The 14,129-nt window shown below is 69.1% G+C and carries 10 protein-coding genes; all 10 read left to right on the forward strand.

All coding sequences use genetic code 11. The features are described 5' to 3' along the window. Positions 1 to 5: 5 nt before the first annotated feature. The 10 genes from AB0H36_RS36170 (at position 6) to AB0H36_RS36215 (ending at position 13,654) form a co-directional block, all read left to right on the forward strand. Positions 6 to 1,145 carry an ABC transporter permease gene (locus AB0H36_RS36170; RefSeq protein WP_360534346.1) on the forward strand — a complete coding sequence of 380 codons (1,140 nt, stop codon included), beginning with the start codon at positions 6 to 8 and terminating at the stop codon, positions 1,143 to 1,145. A 9-nt stretch (positions 1,146 to 1,154) separates the two neighbouring features. Further along, positions 1,155 to 2,153 carry an ABC transporter ATP-binding protein gene (locus tag AB0H36_RS36175; protein ID WP_360534348.1) on the forward strand — a complete coding sequence of 333 codons (999 nt, stop codon included), beginning with the start codon at positions 1,155 to 1,157 and terminating at the stop codon, positions 2,151 to 2,153. Next, positions 2,150 to 3,157, forward strand: a complete 1,008-nt coding sequence (locus tag AB0H36_RS36180) for an oligopeptide/dipeptide ABC transporter ATP-binding protein (protein WP_360534350.1) — start codon at positions 2,150 to 2,152, stop codon at positions 3,155 to 3,157. Before AB0H36_RS36175 ends, AB0H36_RS36180 begins: the two co-directional genes overlap by 4 nt. A 28-nt stretch (positions 3,158 to 3,185) precedes the next feature. Further along, the gene (locus AB0H36_RS36185; protein ID WP_360534352.1) at positions 3,186 to 4,694 is read left to right on the forward strand and encodes an extracellular solute-binding protein; all 1,509 of its coding nucleotides are present in this window, start codon (positions 3,186 to 3,188) and stop codon (positions 4,692 to 4,694) included. Beyond that, complete coding sequence (locus AB0H36_RS36190; protein WP_360534354.1) at positions 4,691 to 5,755, forward strand: sialidase family protein; 1,065 nt, start codon at positions 4,691 to 4,693, stop codon at positions 5,753 to 5,755. The genes AB0H36_RS36185 and AB0H36_RS36190 overlap by 4 nt, the downstream gene beginning before the upstream one ends. Then, positions 5,752 to 7,149 carry a DUF5060 domain-containing protein gene (locus tag AB0H36_RS36195; protein WP_360534356.1) on the forward strand — a complete coding sequence of 466 codons (1,398 nt, stop codon included), beginning with the start codon at positions 5,752 to 5,754 and terminating at the stop codon, positions 7,147 to 7,149. Before AB0H36_RS36190 ends, AB0H36_RS36195 begins: the two co-directional genes overlap by 4 nt. Further along, on the forward strand, positions 7,146 to 8,306 hold the full coding sequence (locus tag AB0H36_RS36200) for a DUF5605 domain-containing protein (protein WP_360534358.1): 1,161 nt from the start codon (positions 7,146 to 7,148) through the stop codon (positions 8,304 to 8,306). Before AB0H36_RS36195 ends, AB0H36_RS36200 begins: the two co-directional genes overlap by 4 nt. Beyond that, a complete protein-coding gene (locus AB0H36_RS36205) occupies positions 8,306 to 10,363 on the forward strand; it encodes a hypothetical protein (protein ID WP_360534360.1) in 2,058 nt (685 codons plus the stop codon). Before AB0H36_RS36200 ends, AB0H36_RS36205 begins: the two co-directional genes overlap by 1 nt. Then, positions 10,360 to 11,517 carry a glycoside hydrolase family 28 protein gene (locus AB0H36_RS36210; RefSeq protein WP_360534362.1) on the forward strand — a complete coding sequence of 386 codons (1,158 nt, stop codon included), beginning with the start codon at positions 10,360 to 10,362 and terminating at the stop codon, positions 11,515 to 11,517. Before AB0H36_RS36205 ends, AB0H36_RS36210 begins: the two co-directional genes overlap by 4 nt. Positions 11,518 to 11,644: 127 nt before the next feature. Continuing rightward, the gene (locus tag AB0H36_RS36215) at positions 11,645 to 13,654 is read left to right on the forward strand and encodes a DUF222 domain-containing protein (RefSeq protein ID WP_360534364.1); all 2,010 of its coding nucleotides are present in this window, start codon (positions 11,645 to 11,647) and stop codon (positions 13,652 to 13,654) included. Positions 13,655 to 14,129 lie beyond the last annotated feature (475 nt).

Genomic DNA, 14,129 nt, shown 5'->3' on the forward strand with positions numbered 1-14,129 from the left:
GCCTGATGGTTCAGACAATCCAGGAGCAGCCCGCACCGCCGCCGCAGGCCGAACCCGAGGTGGTGAAGAGCCTGCGGGACCACGGCGCGCTGCCGCAGTGGCGGCTGATGTGGCGCCAGTTCCGCAAGCACCGGCTGGCGCTGATCGGGGCGATCGTGCTGCTCCCGATCTACTTCATCGCGGTCTTCTCCGGCTTCTTCGCGCCGGCCGCGAGCGACTCCGCGCACACGTCCCTGCCGTACGCGCCGCCGCAGCGGGTGCACCTCTCCACCGAGCACGGCATGTTCGTCTACGGCTACTCGTCCACCCGGGACCAGGAGACGTTCGAGCAGACCTTCACCGTCGACAAGAACAAGATCGTCGACGTCGGCCTGTTCGTCCGCGGGGACGAGTACAAGGTGCTCGGCGTGATCCCGTCCGACATCCACCTGATCGGCCCGACCACGAAGGGCGACCCGTTCTTCCTGCTCGGCGCCGACCAGTCCGGCCGCGACCTGCTGTCCCGGTTGATCCACGGCGCCAAGGTGTCGCTGTCGATCGGCCTGGTCGGGGTGGCCGCGAGTTTCGTGCTCGGCATCCTGATCGGCGGCATCTCCGGGTACTTCGGCGGGCCGATCGACAACGCGATCCAGCGGGTCATCGAGTTCATCATGTCGATCCCGACACTGCCGCTGTGGATGGCGTTGTCGGCGGCGCTGCCGGACAGCTGGGGACCACTGACCAGGTACTTCGCGATCACCGTGATCCTGTCGCTGATCGGCTGGACCGGGCTGGCCCGCGACGTCCGGGGCCGGTTCCTCAGCCTGCGCGAGGAGGACCTCGTGATGGCCGCGCGGCTGGACGGCGTCGGCCAGCGCGGGATCATCGTCGGCCACATGGTGCCGTCGTTCGCCAGCCACATCATCGCGTCGGTGTCGATGGCGGTGCCGCGGATGATCCTCGGCGAGACCAGCCTGAGCTTCCTCGGCCTCGGCCTGCAGGCGCCGGCCGTGAGCTGGGGTGTGCTGCTCGAAGGCGCGCAGAACATCCGCGCGGTCGCCACCGCTCCCTGGCTGCTGACACCAGGTCTCGCGGTCGTGGTCGTCGTACTGGCCATGAACTTCGTCGGCGACGGCCTCCGCGACGCCGCGGATCCCTACAAGTAGGAGGACCTCGTGCAACCTCTCCTGGAAGTCCGAGACCTCCGGACGCACTTCGAGCTCGACGACGGCGTGGTCAAGGCCGTCGACGGCGTCAGCCTGACCGTACGGCGCGGCCGCACGCTGGCCGTGGTCGGCGAGTCGGGCTGCGGCAAGAGCGTCACCGCGCGGTCCATCCTGCGCCTGGTCGAGCGCCCGGCCCGGATCGTCGGCGGCGAGATCCTGCTGTACGGCGACGAGCCGTCGGACGACCCGCTGGACCTGCTGGCCGCGAAGGACAAGCGGTTGCGCGAGGTGCGGTGGTCGGACATCGCGATGGTGTTCCAGGAGCCGATGGCCTCGCTCAGCCTGGTGCACACGGTCGGCAACCAGATCATCGAGGCGGTCCGGCTGCACGAGAACCTCGGCAAGGCCGAGGCCCGGGAGCGGGCGATCGAGATGCTCGGCCGGGTCGGCATCCCGGACGCGAAGCGCCGGGTCGACTCGTACCCGTTCGAGCTCAGTGGTGGCATGCGGCAACGAGCGATGATCGCGATGGCGCTGGCCTGCCGGCCGCGGCTGCTGATCGCGGACGAGCCGACGACCGCGCTGGACGTCACCACGCAGGCGCAGATCCTGGACCTGCTGCAGGATCTCCAGCAGGAGCTGGGGATGGCGATCATGCTGATCACCCACGACCTCGGCGTCGCCGCGCAGGTGGCCGACGAGGTGGCCGTGATGTACCTCGGCGAAGTGGTCGAGCACGGGCCGGCCCTCTCGGTGCTGAGCGATCCGAAGCACCCGTACACGCAGGCGCTGGTCCGCTCGGTCCCTCGGCTCGGCCAACGCGGTCAGGGCCGGTTGGCCGCCGTACGCGGGACTGTGCCGCCGCCGTACGAACGCCCGTCGGGGTGCCGGTTCCACCCGAGGTGCGACGCGTTCATGGCCGGCAAGTGCGATCTGACCGTGCCGGCGCGGGTGCGCGCCGACGACACCGACGTCGCCTGTCTGCTGTACGGCGAGGGGGAACGATGACCGACCTGCTGACCACTGAAGGCCTGACCATGCACTTCCCGCTGCACAGCGGGTTCTTCGCCCGCAACCGTGGTGTGGTGAAGGCCGTCGACGGGGTCGACCTGTCGATCAAGGCCGGCCGGACGCTCGGGCTGGTGGGGGAGTCGGGCTGCGGCAAGACGACGCTCGGCCGCTGCATCGTGCGCGCCTACGAGCCGACGGCGGGCAGCATCCGGTACGACGGCGTGGACCTGGCGAAGCTGTCCGAGAAGGAGCTGAAGCCGTACCGCGCCGAGGTCCGGCTGATCTTCCAGGACCCGCACTCCTCACTCGACCCGCGCAAGACGCTGCGCGACATCATCGCCGAGCCGCTGCGGGTGCAGGAGGCAGGAACGCGTGACGAGATCGACGACAAGGTCGCCGAGCTGCTGAAGCGGGTCGGGCTGCGAGCCGAGTACGCGCATCGCTACCCGCACGCCTTCAGCGGTGGTGAGCGGCAGCGCGTGGTCATCGCGCGGGCGCTCGCGACCGATCCGCGGCTGGTGGTCGCGGACGAGGCGGTCAGCGCGCTCGACGTGTCCGTCCGGGCACAGATCCTGAACCTGCTGAAGGACCTGCAGGAGGAGTCCGGCCTCACCTACCTGTTCGTGTCCCACGACCTCGGCATCGTCGAGCACGTCGCCGACGACGTCGCGGTGATGTACGTCGGCAAGCTGGTGGAGAGCGCGTCGACGGACGAGCTCTACAGCAAGCCGCTGCACCCGTACACCGAGGCGCTGCTGAGCGCCGTACCCGATCCTGATCCCGCGTCGCGTGGCAAGCGCTCCCGCATCATGCTGCGCGGCGAGATCGCGGACCCGTCCAAGGTGCCGCCGGGCTGCCCGTTCAGCCCGCGCTGCGGCTACGCCGAGGACCGCTGCCGCACCGAAGTCCCTCAGCTGCGCGAGGTCGGCGGCCGCCGTGTCGCCTGCCACTTCGCCGAGCAGCTCGACCTGAAGGGTGTCAGCGCCGCCGTCTCGGCCTGATGCCACCGCCCCTTACGAAAGGCCCAGCATGTCCGACAAGCAAGGTATGTCCCGGCGCGGGTTCGTGCGCAACAGCGCGCTGATCGGCGGCCTCGCCGCCCTCGGCGGCGCGCTGCCCGCCACCACCGCGGCGGCGACCAGCTCCACGTCCGCCGTCCCGCGCGCGGGCGCCCGCTCGGCGGCCGGTGTGGTCGACATCCCGAACCGCTACGGCAAGCCGTTCTCGGTGGCCGACGACGAGCTGTTCATCTTCGCGGTGAACTTCAAGCCGTTCGAGCTCGGCGGCGACGACGCCGGCCGGGAGGCGACCCGGTACTTCGACACCGTGTTCGGCGACGCGATCCGGGCGAAGTTCCCGGCCGTGAAGATCAAGTACGCGACCTGGGACTACCCGATCCGGTACGAGGACATCGCCAAGGCCGGCCGGGTGCCGGACCTGATCATCGAGGACCCGCGGACCCGGATCGACCGCGACCTCGAGCCGCTCGGCTGGGTCCAGGACATGACCCCGCTGGTGCAGCAGGCCGGGATCGACCTGTCCGCGCTGAACCTGGGCTCGGTCGAGCTGGTCAAGTCCCGCTCCGACGGCGGCCTGTACGGCGTCCCGGTCTTCATCGACGAGCACGTGCTGCTCTACAACAAGCTGATCTTCGACAAGTTCGGGATCCGCTACCCCCGGGTCGGGTCGACGTACGACGACATCTACAAGACCGCGAAGTCGCTGACCCGGCAGGACGGGATCGACCACTACAAGGGCTTCATGCAGCACCCGGACAACTACCTGGCGCTGAACCAGCTCGGCCTGTACCCGTTCGTGCCCGGCAGCAGCGAGCAGCCGGCGCCGGAGGACGTCAAGGTCAGCCTGACCACGGCTGAGTGGAAGCAAGTCGCCCACAACATGAACCGGTTCCTGCAGTTGCCGGGGAACACGTTCACCACGGTGGACGACTTCTTCAAGGGCGACATGAGCTTCCCGGGTCACCTGGCGATGGCGGTGCACACGCTGTCGAAGCTGAACGCCTACGCGCTGAACCCGCTGTACGTCGAGGAGGACGACGCCGAGGACTACGCCGAGTGGGCCAAGAGCGTGCAGATCGGCGTCACCTCGATGCCGGTGCTGTCCCGCGGCTCCACCGCGATCTACCAGCCGAACGCCCGGGCCGCCTTCATCCCGCCGCAGTCGGCGCACAAGGAGAATTCGCTCGAGATCGTCAAATACCTGGTGTCGGAGGAGATCCAGACCCGGATCTCGTCGTACGGCGTCAAGGCGGTGCTGCAGACCGATGCGGTCGTCAACGCGTTCGGTACGGCGCTGCCGGAGTTGCGCGGGATCGACACGTCGGCCGTGTACTGGGGCGACAACGCGGTGGTCAAGAACTACCAGAACACCGAGTACTGGGACATCCCGCTGTACAAGGTGTTCCGCCAGCATGTGCTGATCGACGGCATGGACGTCGACTCGTCGCTGCAGGTCGCCGAACAGCTCGACATCCCCAACTACATCAAGGCCCAGGCCGCCGCAGGACTCACATGGTGACCGATCCCCGCTTCGACGGAGTGCTGAGGGAAGACTCAGCGCTGCTGCCGACGCTGCATCCGGGCGACAGTCACGCCGCCACGCTCGTGGAGACACCGGCGGGCGATCTGCTGTGTGCCTGGTTCAACGGTCCCGGGGAGGGCGAGCCGGACACGAACATCGTGCTGTCCCGCCTCCCCGCGGGCTCTTCTCAGTGGCTCGCGCCCGAGCAGCTGTCCGCGGACCCGGAACGGTCCGAGCAAAACCCGCTGCTGTTCGTGCTGCCTTCGGGTGAGGTGTGGTTGCTGCACACCTCCAACGAGCCGCACGACCAGAGCACGTCGCGGGTGATCCGCCGGATCTCGCACGACGGCGGTCTCACGTGGGATCCGGGTGAGGTGATGTTCGACCGGCTCGGCAGTTTCATCCGGAACCCGATTGTCGTGCTCAGCAACGGTGAGTGGCTGCTTCCGGCGTACGACTGCGACAAAAACGGTGAGACCACGGTCGTCCAGCTCAGCTCGGACGGCGGCCGCACCTGGACGCCGGGCGACCTGCCGGAAGGGTTGGGACAGGTCCAGCTGAGCGCGGTCGAGATCGCGCCGGGCGAGCTGCTCGGCTACTTCCGCAGCCGAGCGGCGGACCGGATCCACCGGTCGGTCTCGAAGGATTATGGCCGGACGTGGTCGGCGCCGGAGCGGACCGCGCTGCCGAACAACAACTCCGCGATCCAGCTGCTCCGGCTGGGCGACGGCCGGCTGGTCCTGGTCTTCAACGACTCGTCGGCCGAGCGGGACCAGTTCCGGTGGGTCCCGGACGGCAAGGGCGGCGTACGGCGGAAGACGCTGCGGACTCCGCTCACGCTGGCACTGTCCGAGGACGACGGCGCGACCTGGCCGTACTGGCGGAACCTGCAGGTGCAGGACGAGGAGTACCGAGACAACGAGTTCGGGTACTCGTACCCGACGCTGCTGCAGACCCGCGACGGGCGGCTGCACGTCGCGTACTCCTACCTGCGCAAGACCATCAAGCACGTGATCCTCTCCCCGGAGTGGATCGAGGCGGGAGACCGACTTCCATGAGTTCTGTCGAGCAGTGGGGGCTGCACGAGGTCACCTACTCCGGACCGTCGGACGGCAACCCGTTCGCGGACGTCGTACTGCGGGTGTCGTACCGCTACCGGAACCGGGTGGTGACCGTCGACGGCTTCTACGACGGGGACGGGGTCTACAAGGCCCGCTTCTCGCCGGACCGGGTCGGCCGGTGGGACTACGTCACCTCCAGCTCAGCCCCCGCGCTCGACGGACAGCGTGGTTCGTTCGAGTGCGTCCCGCCCGGCCCCGGCAACCACGGGCCGGTCGGGGCGCACGGCGCGCACCACTTCGCGTACGCCGACGGCACGCGCTACGACTGCATCGGGACGACCTGCTACCACTGGACGTACGAGTCCAAGGAGATCCAGGAGCTCACGCTCGCCTCGTTGCGGTCGGCACCTTTCGACAAGGTGCGGATGTGCCTGCTGCCGACCGAGGGGATGCGTCCGGAGCGGCTGCCGTTCGCCGGGACGACGCCTGGCTCGGTCGACGTCGGGCGTTTCGATCCGGAGTGGTTCCAGCACTTCGAGGGCCGAGTCGCGGATCTGCTCGCGCTGGGGATCCAGGCGGACCTGATCCTGTTCCACCCCTACGACCGGGGTGTGTGGGGCTTCGACCGGATGACGCCGGCGCAGGACGAGGCGTTCCTGCGCTACGTGGTCGCCCGGCTGGCGGCGTACCGGAACGTCTGGTGGTCGCTGTCGAACGAGTACGACTTCAACCACGAGAAGACGATCGCGGACTGGGACCGGCTGCTGCAGCTGGTGCAGCGATTCGACCCGTACCAGCGGCTGCGATCGATCCACAACGGGACCAAGATGTACGAGGTCTTCACGCCGTACGACTTCGGCAAGCCGTGGATCACGCACCAGAGCGTGCAGCACTGGGACGGCGCCGAGGTCGCCGCCTGGCGGTCCTGTCCGAAGCCGGTGGTGATCGACGAGATCGGCTACGAGGGCAACGCCGGGCGCCGCTGGGGCAACCTCACTGCGGCCGAGCTCGTGCATCGGTTCTGGCAGGGCATGACGCTCGGCGGGTACGTCGGCCACGGCGAGTCCTTCGTCGACCGCGAGACCCGCGCGTGGATCTCGATCGGCGGTCGGCTGTACGGCGAGAGCAGTGCGCGGATCGCCTTCCTGCGGGACGTGATGGCCGGTGTTCCACGGTTGCCGAACGGTGACGTCGATCTGGAGCATTGCGTGCTGCACTACCTGGGCGACCGGCAGCCGTCGTACGTCGAGCTCGAGCTGCCGGATGCGTCGTACAACTTCGAGCTCATCGACATCCTCGACATGACCATCACACCCCTTGATTCCTACTCCGGCCGCTGCCGCATCCCGCTGCCGGCACGCCCGTACCTAGCCCTGCGAGGCACCCGATGACAGATGTAGAGCGCTGGGGGCTGCTGGAACTTCAGGTCGACGGCCCAGTCGCCATGGAGTTCCATCATGAAGACGACTCCGCGTATGTCGAGTCGTTCCGCGACGGGGACCAGTGGCTCATCCGCTTCATGCCAAGCCTGGAAGGCACCTGGCGCTACACAGGTGCTGTGTCGGGCGTGTTCACTTGCACCCCTGCGACGACACGCGGTCCGGTTCGTCGCTCCGGGACCACGTTGCGGTCTGCTGACGGGACGCCGTACCACCCGCTGACGACCACGTGGTTCGGGACACCAGACAACTGGCCTGAAGCGTGCCGTGCGCTGGCCGCGTCACCCTTCAACCGCGTCCGCTTGTGCGCCTCGGCGGACTCCGTCGATGCGCAGGTGCGGGATCTCTCGGCCGTCGACATGGTCGCCGAGATCGTGGTCGACTCGTTCGTTCCCGAGGTGGTCAGTCGGCTCGCGGCGTACCGCAACATCACGTGGTGCATCGAGAACACTGCCGACGTACGTGCTGTGGCCGAGCAGATCGCGGAGTACGACTCCGGCCGGCACCTCATCTCCGCCCACGCGGCAGCCGACCCCGGAGTGCCCTGGCTCACCCACCTCAGCGTCTCGCTGGAGAACCTGCGTGGCGTGTCCGCCCTACGACGCGACTACGACAAGCCTGTCCACGTGGATGCTTGCGGCTACGAGGGCAACGGCTCCACTCCCGACACCAGTCTGACCGCCCAGGAGATGCTCACCCGCATCTGGGAAGGGACAGTCCGGGGCGCCTATGTGACCCACGGCGAGTGGTACGTCGACCACGCGAGCGGACCGTGGTCCGACGGGGGAGTGCGGCCGACCGGTGTGGCCGCACAACGACTGCGGTTGCTGCGTGAGGTGCTGGACGAGTTGCCTGACGGCGTGGAGCCGATCGACGACCACCGGGACGCTCCGACGCTCGCCGTACCGGGGAGCTACTACCTGCAGTACCTCGGTGAGCACCAGTTCCCGGACCGCACGTTCAGCCTGCCGGCCGGGACCTATCAGGTGGAGGTCCTGGACGTCTGGAACCACAGCGTCCGCCGGACAGTCGAGAATGTCGAGGAGTCGCTGACTGTGCGCCTGCCTGGCACGCAGTACCAGGCCATCCAGATCCGGCGGACCGCCTGATGCCCCCTCTCGTCTCCGGCATCCGCACCGCGGAACTCCGCAGAACCCCCGCTGGAGTAGTCCTCCACCTAGGCCACGCCACCACAAGCACGTACGTCGAGCGGCCGATTGCCGAACTGCTGACCTGCTCGGCGGGCCGCCCGTGGCAGCCGAACGCCATGCAGCCCGAGGGCTGGTGGATCTCCCGCCGCCCCGGCGAGCACCGAGCCGGCTGCCGCACCGGCCCGGTCGCCGTCGAGGTCCGCCTGTCCTTCGACGACGCCGACCGCTTGAACCTCGAGCTGCGCTGGCGCAACACCGGGCAGCGCCGGCTGGGTGACCTCGCCGTCGGCCTGCTGCTCGACATCGGCCGGCTCACCGACTGCCAGATCACGCTGCCCGGCCTGATCTACAACGACAACCCGTCCGCGGACCCGGCCCGCGCCATCCCGCGGATCGGCCCAGCGCCGGGCGGGGGTTTCATCGCCGAGGAGGACCGACTGCCGATCCCCGGCGTCAACCTCGAGTGGCGCGCCGGCCGTGAACGTCGCTGGCTGAGCGTCTTCTCCCGTCCGGCCGCACGCCGTTCGGGCGACGGACTCGTGCGCTATGGCTCGCTCGGCCTGATCCGCCGCGATGGTCCAGTGGTCGCGGCGTTGAGCGGCGCACTGATGTTCGACGGCAAGCAGGACGTGCGCTACGTCAGCAAGGCCGAGACCGAGTCGACCGACGACGGCTACCTCACGTTGCTGCCCGGTGAGGTGTACACCCAGCAGTTGGTGTTCGACTGGGGTCCGCAGGAGTTCCGCGGGCACGCGTTCCGGAACCTCGTCCGGACTGGCCGATCGCTGTTCGACTCACCGGGCGCGGCACCGCTCGACCTGGACGAGATCATCGCGCGGAAGACCGTTGCGCTCGACAACCGGTGGTACCGCGACGGGACGGTCGCGGGCTACACCAAGTTCAGCGACGTCGCCGGCAACGGACCCGTCAAAGCCCGGCACTTCCTGTACGGCTGGACCGGCCAAGCGCTGAAGCTCGCCTGGTGCGACGCCCGGCTCGGCTTCGAGTCGGGCGACCGGACCCGGATCGACCGCTGCCGCGCGGCCGTCGAGTTCTACCTGGCCGGCAGCTCGACGCGCACCCCCGGCCTGCGGCACAACGCCTACCAGGTCGGCAGCCGCCGCTGGACCAGCTTCCGCTCCGGCGGCCGCGCGATGGTGTCCAGCCGCGCGTACGGCGAGACGATCGCCGACCTGGCCGAGATCATCGCGCTGTTCCGCTCCCGCGGCGAACCGGTGCCGCCGTCCTGGCCGGACGCGCTGGTCGCCTCCTTGAAGTTCCTCCGGACGGCGTTGCTCCCGGACGGCACGTTCCCGATCGGCTGGCGCCTGGACGGCACTCCGTCGTCGACCGCGCTCTCGGCGGCCGGCATCCCGTGTGTCCTGGCTGCGTTGAAGGCGTCCGCCGTACTGGACGACTCGTGGCTGTTGTCGGAGGCAACGACGTGGTTGACGCGCTACCACGGGCAGCACGCGCGGACCTTCGACCGGCCGTTCGCCCGCTCCACCTTGGACGCGGCCTGCGAGGACAAGGAAGCGGGGATGTACTACTTCCTCGCCGCGTACGAGCTCTACCGCCTGACCGGCGACGACCTCTACGCCTCCTGGGCCGAGGTCGCCGCGGACTGGCTCCTCACCTGGGTCTATGTCTGGTCCCCCGAACAAGACCTCGACGCCCCGCTCCGCGCCCGCAACTTCAACGCCGTCGGCTGGCCCACAGTCAGCGTCCAGAACCACCACCTGGACGTCTTCTTCCCCACTGCGGAGCTCCACACCTTCGGCCACCTCACCGACAACCCGCACTACACCCAAGCAGCCGAAACCACCCTCCACGCCCTCTCCCAAACCATCGCCGCCACCCCCGGCGACTGGGGCTTCCAGATCCCCGGCGAACAAGGCGAAGCCGTGTTCCAGACCCACTGGCAACGCCGCGGCCACGCCAACACCTGGAACCCCTCCTGGGTCATCGCCGTCCCGCTGGCCAACGCCCTCCGGCTCCGCGAGCCCACCGGATGACCGACCACCTCATCACCAAGTACGGCGCCCGGACGGACTCCGACTGCTCGGATGCGATCGACCTTGCCGTTCGGGCGTGTGAACTCAGCGGTGGTCGGGTCGTGGTTCCTGCCGGGACGTTCGTCACCGGGCCGATTCGGCTGCGCAGCAACGTCGAGCTGCATCTCGCGGCCGGCGCGACCCTGCGGTTCCGCACCGACCCCTCGTCGTACCCGATCGTCCGGACGCGCTGGCAGGGGATCGAGTGCCTCAGCCACTCACCGCTGATCTACGCGTACGACGAAGTCAACGTCGCCGTCACCGGACCCGGCACCCTGGACGGCGGCGCCTCCACGGACAACTGGTGGCGTGACACGAAACCGGTCGCCGACTGGAACCGCCTGCTGGAGATGGTCGCCGCCGAAGTTCCCGTCGAGAAGCGTCACTTCGAACCAGGGCACGGCTTCCGGCCCAGCTTCGTCCAGCCGTACCACTGCCGCCGGGTCCGCATCGAGGACGTCCGGATCGTCAACGCCCCGATGTGGGTCGTGCACCCGGTGCTGAGCTCCGACATCGTCGTCCGCGGGATCACCGTCGACAGCCGTGGCCCGAACAACGACGGCTGCAACCCCGACTCCTGCCGCGACGTGGTGATCAGCGGCTGCTCGTTCGACACCGGCGACGACTGCATCGCGATCAAGTCCGGCCGCGACGCCGACGGCCGGCGCGTCGCCGTACCCTGCGAGAACATCGTCGTCGAGAACTGCCGCTTCGGCACCGGCCACGGCGCCGTCACCATCGGCAGCGAAACCAGCGGCGGTATCCGCAACGTCCTGGCCCGCGACCTGCACTTCACCGGCCCCAACCTCGACCACGCCCTCCGCCTCAAAACCAACTCCCACCGCGGCGGCCGCATCGAAGACATCACCCTCCGCGACTCCCAAGCCGACGCCCTCACCGCCGCCGCCATCCTGATAGACACCCACCACGCCGACCCGAAGGTCACAGGCGCCCACCACCCCACCATCCAAACCATCACCATCTCCGGCCTACAAATCCACCACGCCCCCAACACCCTGCAACTCCGCGACACCCCCCAATCCCCAGTCCACAACCTCACGTTGACCGGCCAACCCGCAGGCTCATGCGCGCACTACGGTGCCGAGGGCAACTAGCGCGCTCCGACCTGTCGGTTGTCCACAGGTGTGCGCGGCTGTGGACAACCTGAGTCACTGCAGATCCCTTGAAAACAAGGGTTTTCTGGCTTTGAAATCTGTCGGTTGGGTTGCCTAGAGTTGCTGTATGGAGCTTCTGGGTGAGCGGCCCGTGTGGTCGATGAGCGGCAGCGAGATGCTGTCAACTCTCGACACGCTGGAAGCTGAGCTCGTCCGCCTTCAGACGTACCGCTTACGCGTGATCGCCGGCTTGGAGGAGATCGGCTACGCCGAGGAGCTGGGCGCCCACGACACCGCCCGCCTACTCGCCTTCCGCTACCGCCTCGACAGCGCCGAGGCCCACCGCGACGTCCGCCTGGCCCGCGCCCTCCCGAAGTACCCCACGATCTCCGCCGCCCTCCCCACCCCCAACCCCACACCCAGCTCCAGCGCCCCCGACACCGCCGCCTCCGACACCACCGCCTCCGACGCCGGCGCTCCGGGCACTGCCGCCTCCGACACCGGTGCTCCGGGCACTGCCGCCTCCGACACCGGTGCCGGCGGCTCCGAGCCAGCTGACGCCGATGAGCGTGCGAAGGGCGACTCCGCCGACATCGGTGCGCGTCCCCTGCGTCCTGCCCAGGCCCACGCGATCGTCGGTGCCCTCGAGCGCGTCGCAAAGCGGGTCCCGATGGACGACCTCTCGGTGGCTGAGCGACAGCTCGTCGAATTGGCAGCCCATCTGTCACCTGCGGAGCTCCGCAAGGCCGGCAAGGAAATCGGCGACCTTCTCGACTCCGACGGTCCCGGACCTGACGAGCACAAGGCCTATGCACGCGAGTCCCTGACACTGAGCAACGTCGACAACGGGGTGAAATTCCGTGGCTACCTGGCCAATGAGAATGCCGAGCTCCTCCGCTCCCTCACCCACGCCGGTGCCCGCCCCCACAAGAGCGCCGACGGCGAACTGGACCCACGGCCCCGCGACAAGCGCCAGGCCGACGCCCTGACCGCCGCGCTGATCATCGCCGCAGCCGCCACCGACACCGCCTTCCACCCACGACGGACTACCGCGCCGGACCTCACCACCCCGTCCAGCCGCACCACCACCGCCGGCCCGGACACCACCGCCGTGTACTCCGACGCCACCAGCGCCCGCTCCGACACCGAGGCCGCTCGCCCCGGTGCTACCGCCGACGCGGGCACTGCGGGTGCCGACGGTGGCTGGGTGCCCGGGTTCGGCGCAAAGGCGAACATCACCGTGACCATCGACTTCAACGACCTGAAAGCCGCCACCGCGAACGCAACCGGTCGACTGGTGTACGGCGACGCGCTGTCAGCGGCCGCGATCCGCCGCCTGGCCTGCGATGCCAAGATCATCCCGCTGGTGTTGGGGTCCAACTCCGAGCCACTCGACGTCGGCCGCTCCGAACGCCTCGTCACTCGCGCGATGCGCCGTGCCCTCAACGCACGCGACAAGGGCTGCGTAGTCTGTGGCGCCCCACCCATCCACTGCGACGCCCACCACCTGACATCCTGGATCGACGGTGGCCGCACGGCGACCAATAACTTGGTCCTGCTCTGCCGCCGGCACCACATCGACCTCCACGCCGGCCACTGGACCATCACCATCACCGACGGCACCGTCCACGTAAGCCGCCCCACCTGGGCCGACCCACCACCCAACCTTCACTCGACCCGCCCCACCACCGAAGCCCGCCCACCCGCCTCTGCCCCCGCGGGTCTCCGCCCACCCGCCTGCGCCCCCGCAGATCCCTGCCCTACCCAGCCCCCGACTGCTTCCCGTCCTACTCAGGGCTCGGTTGGGTCGCGTCCTACTCAGGGCTCGGTTGGGTCGAGTCCTGAGCAGAGTCCGGATGAGGCGCAGTTTGCTTTCAGTCGGGGTGGTTCGCGGCCCGTGCCTGCGCCGCCATCCGCGGGCGATGATCCAGCCGCGACGACCTCGGCGCCGGCAGCCGCAGCCGAGGCCACCCGCTCGAAGTGGCGAGCTGACGAACACGTCCGCCGGCAAGCCGCTCGATTCGCAGTGTGGGGCGACGATCCACCCGACGAACCCCTCGAGTTGCCGCGGCGACTTGTCCGAGCCCCAAGAGCCGGCAGCAGGGCCGGCCCTCCGTCGGCAACGACTGTGGGGTGAGCCGGTCGTCGGCGTCGTACACGGCGAGCGATCGCGCACGAGCGGCCGTCGACGGACTTGGCATCGGTTCACCGCTCTGTAGGACGACGCCAGCTGTTCGGTGCGGTCAGCGGATTTCTGCTCGACATCGCTTCGAGCCTGCCGACCGTCCTAGTGCGAGACCCGTGATCGGCGGGATGTGCCGAGGTGGGCGTGCGGTTGCCAGTCATCCGGCGCCCGTGGTGGCCTCCAGCACGGGCGCTACGCACCTGCCGCGCGCAGGTCGGGCTGCGCGCGTGGGTCCGGTGGCGTCGCAGGGTGCCGTTGCGGTAGCGCGCCTCGAGACGGCGTGGCCAGGTGACGGCGTGGCCCGGAGACGGCGTGGCCCGGAGGCGGGGAGACGGCGTGGTCGGGAGACGGCGTGGCCCGGTGGCGGGGAGGCGGCGTGGTCGGGAGACGGCGTGGCCCGGTGGCGGGGAGGCGGCGTGGTCGGGAG

It is taken from the genome of Kribbella sp. NPDC050820 (assembly GCF_040653975.1).
Taxonomy (GTDB): domain Bacteria; phylum Actinomycetota; class Actinomycetes; order Propionibacteriales; family Kribbellaceae; genus Kribbella.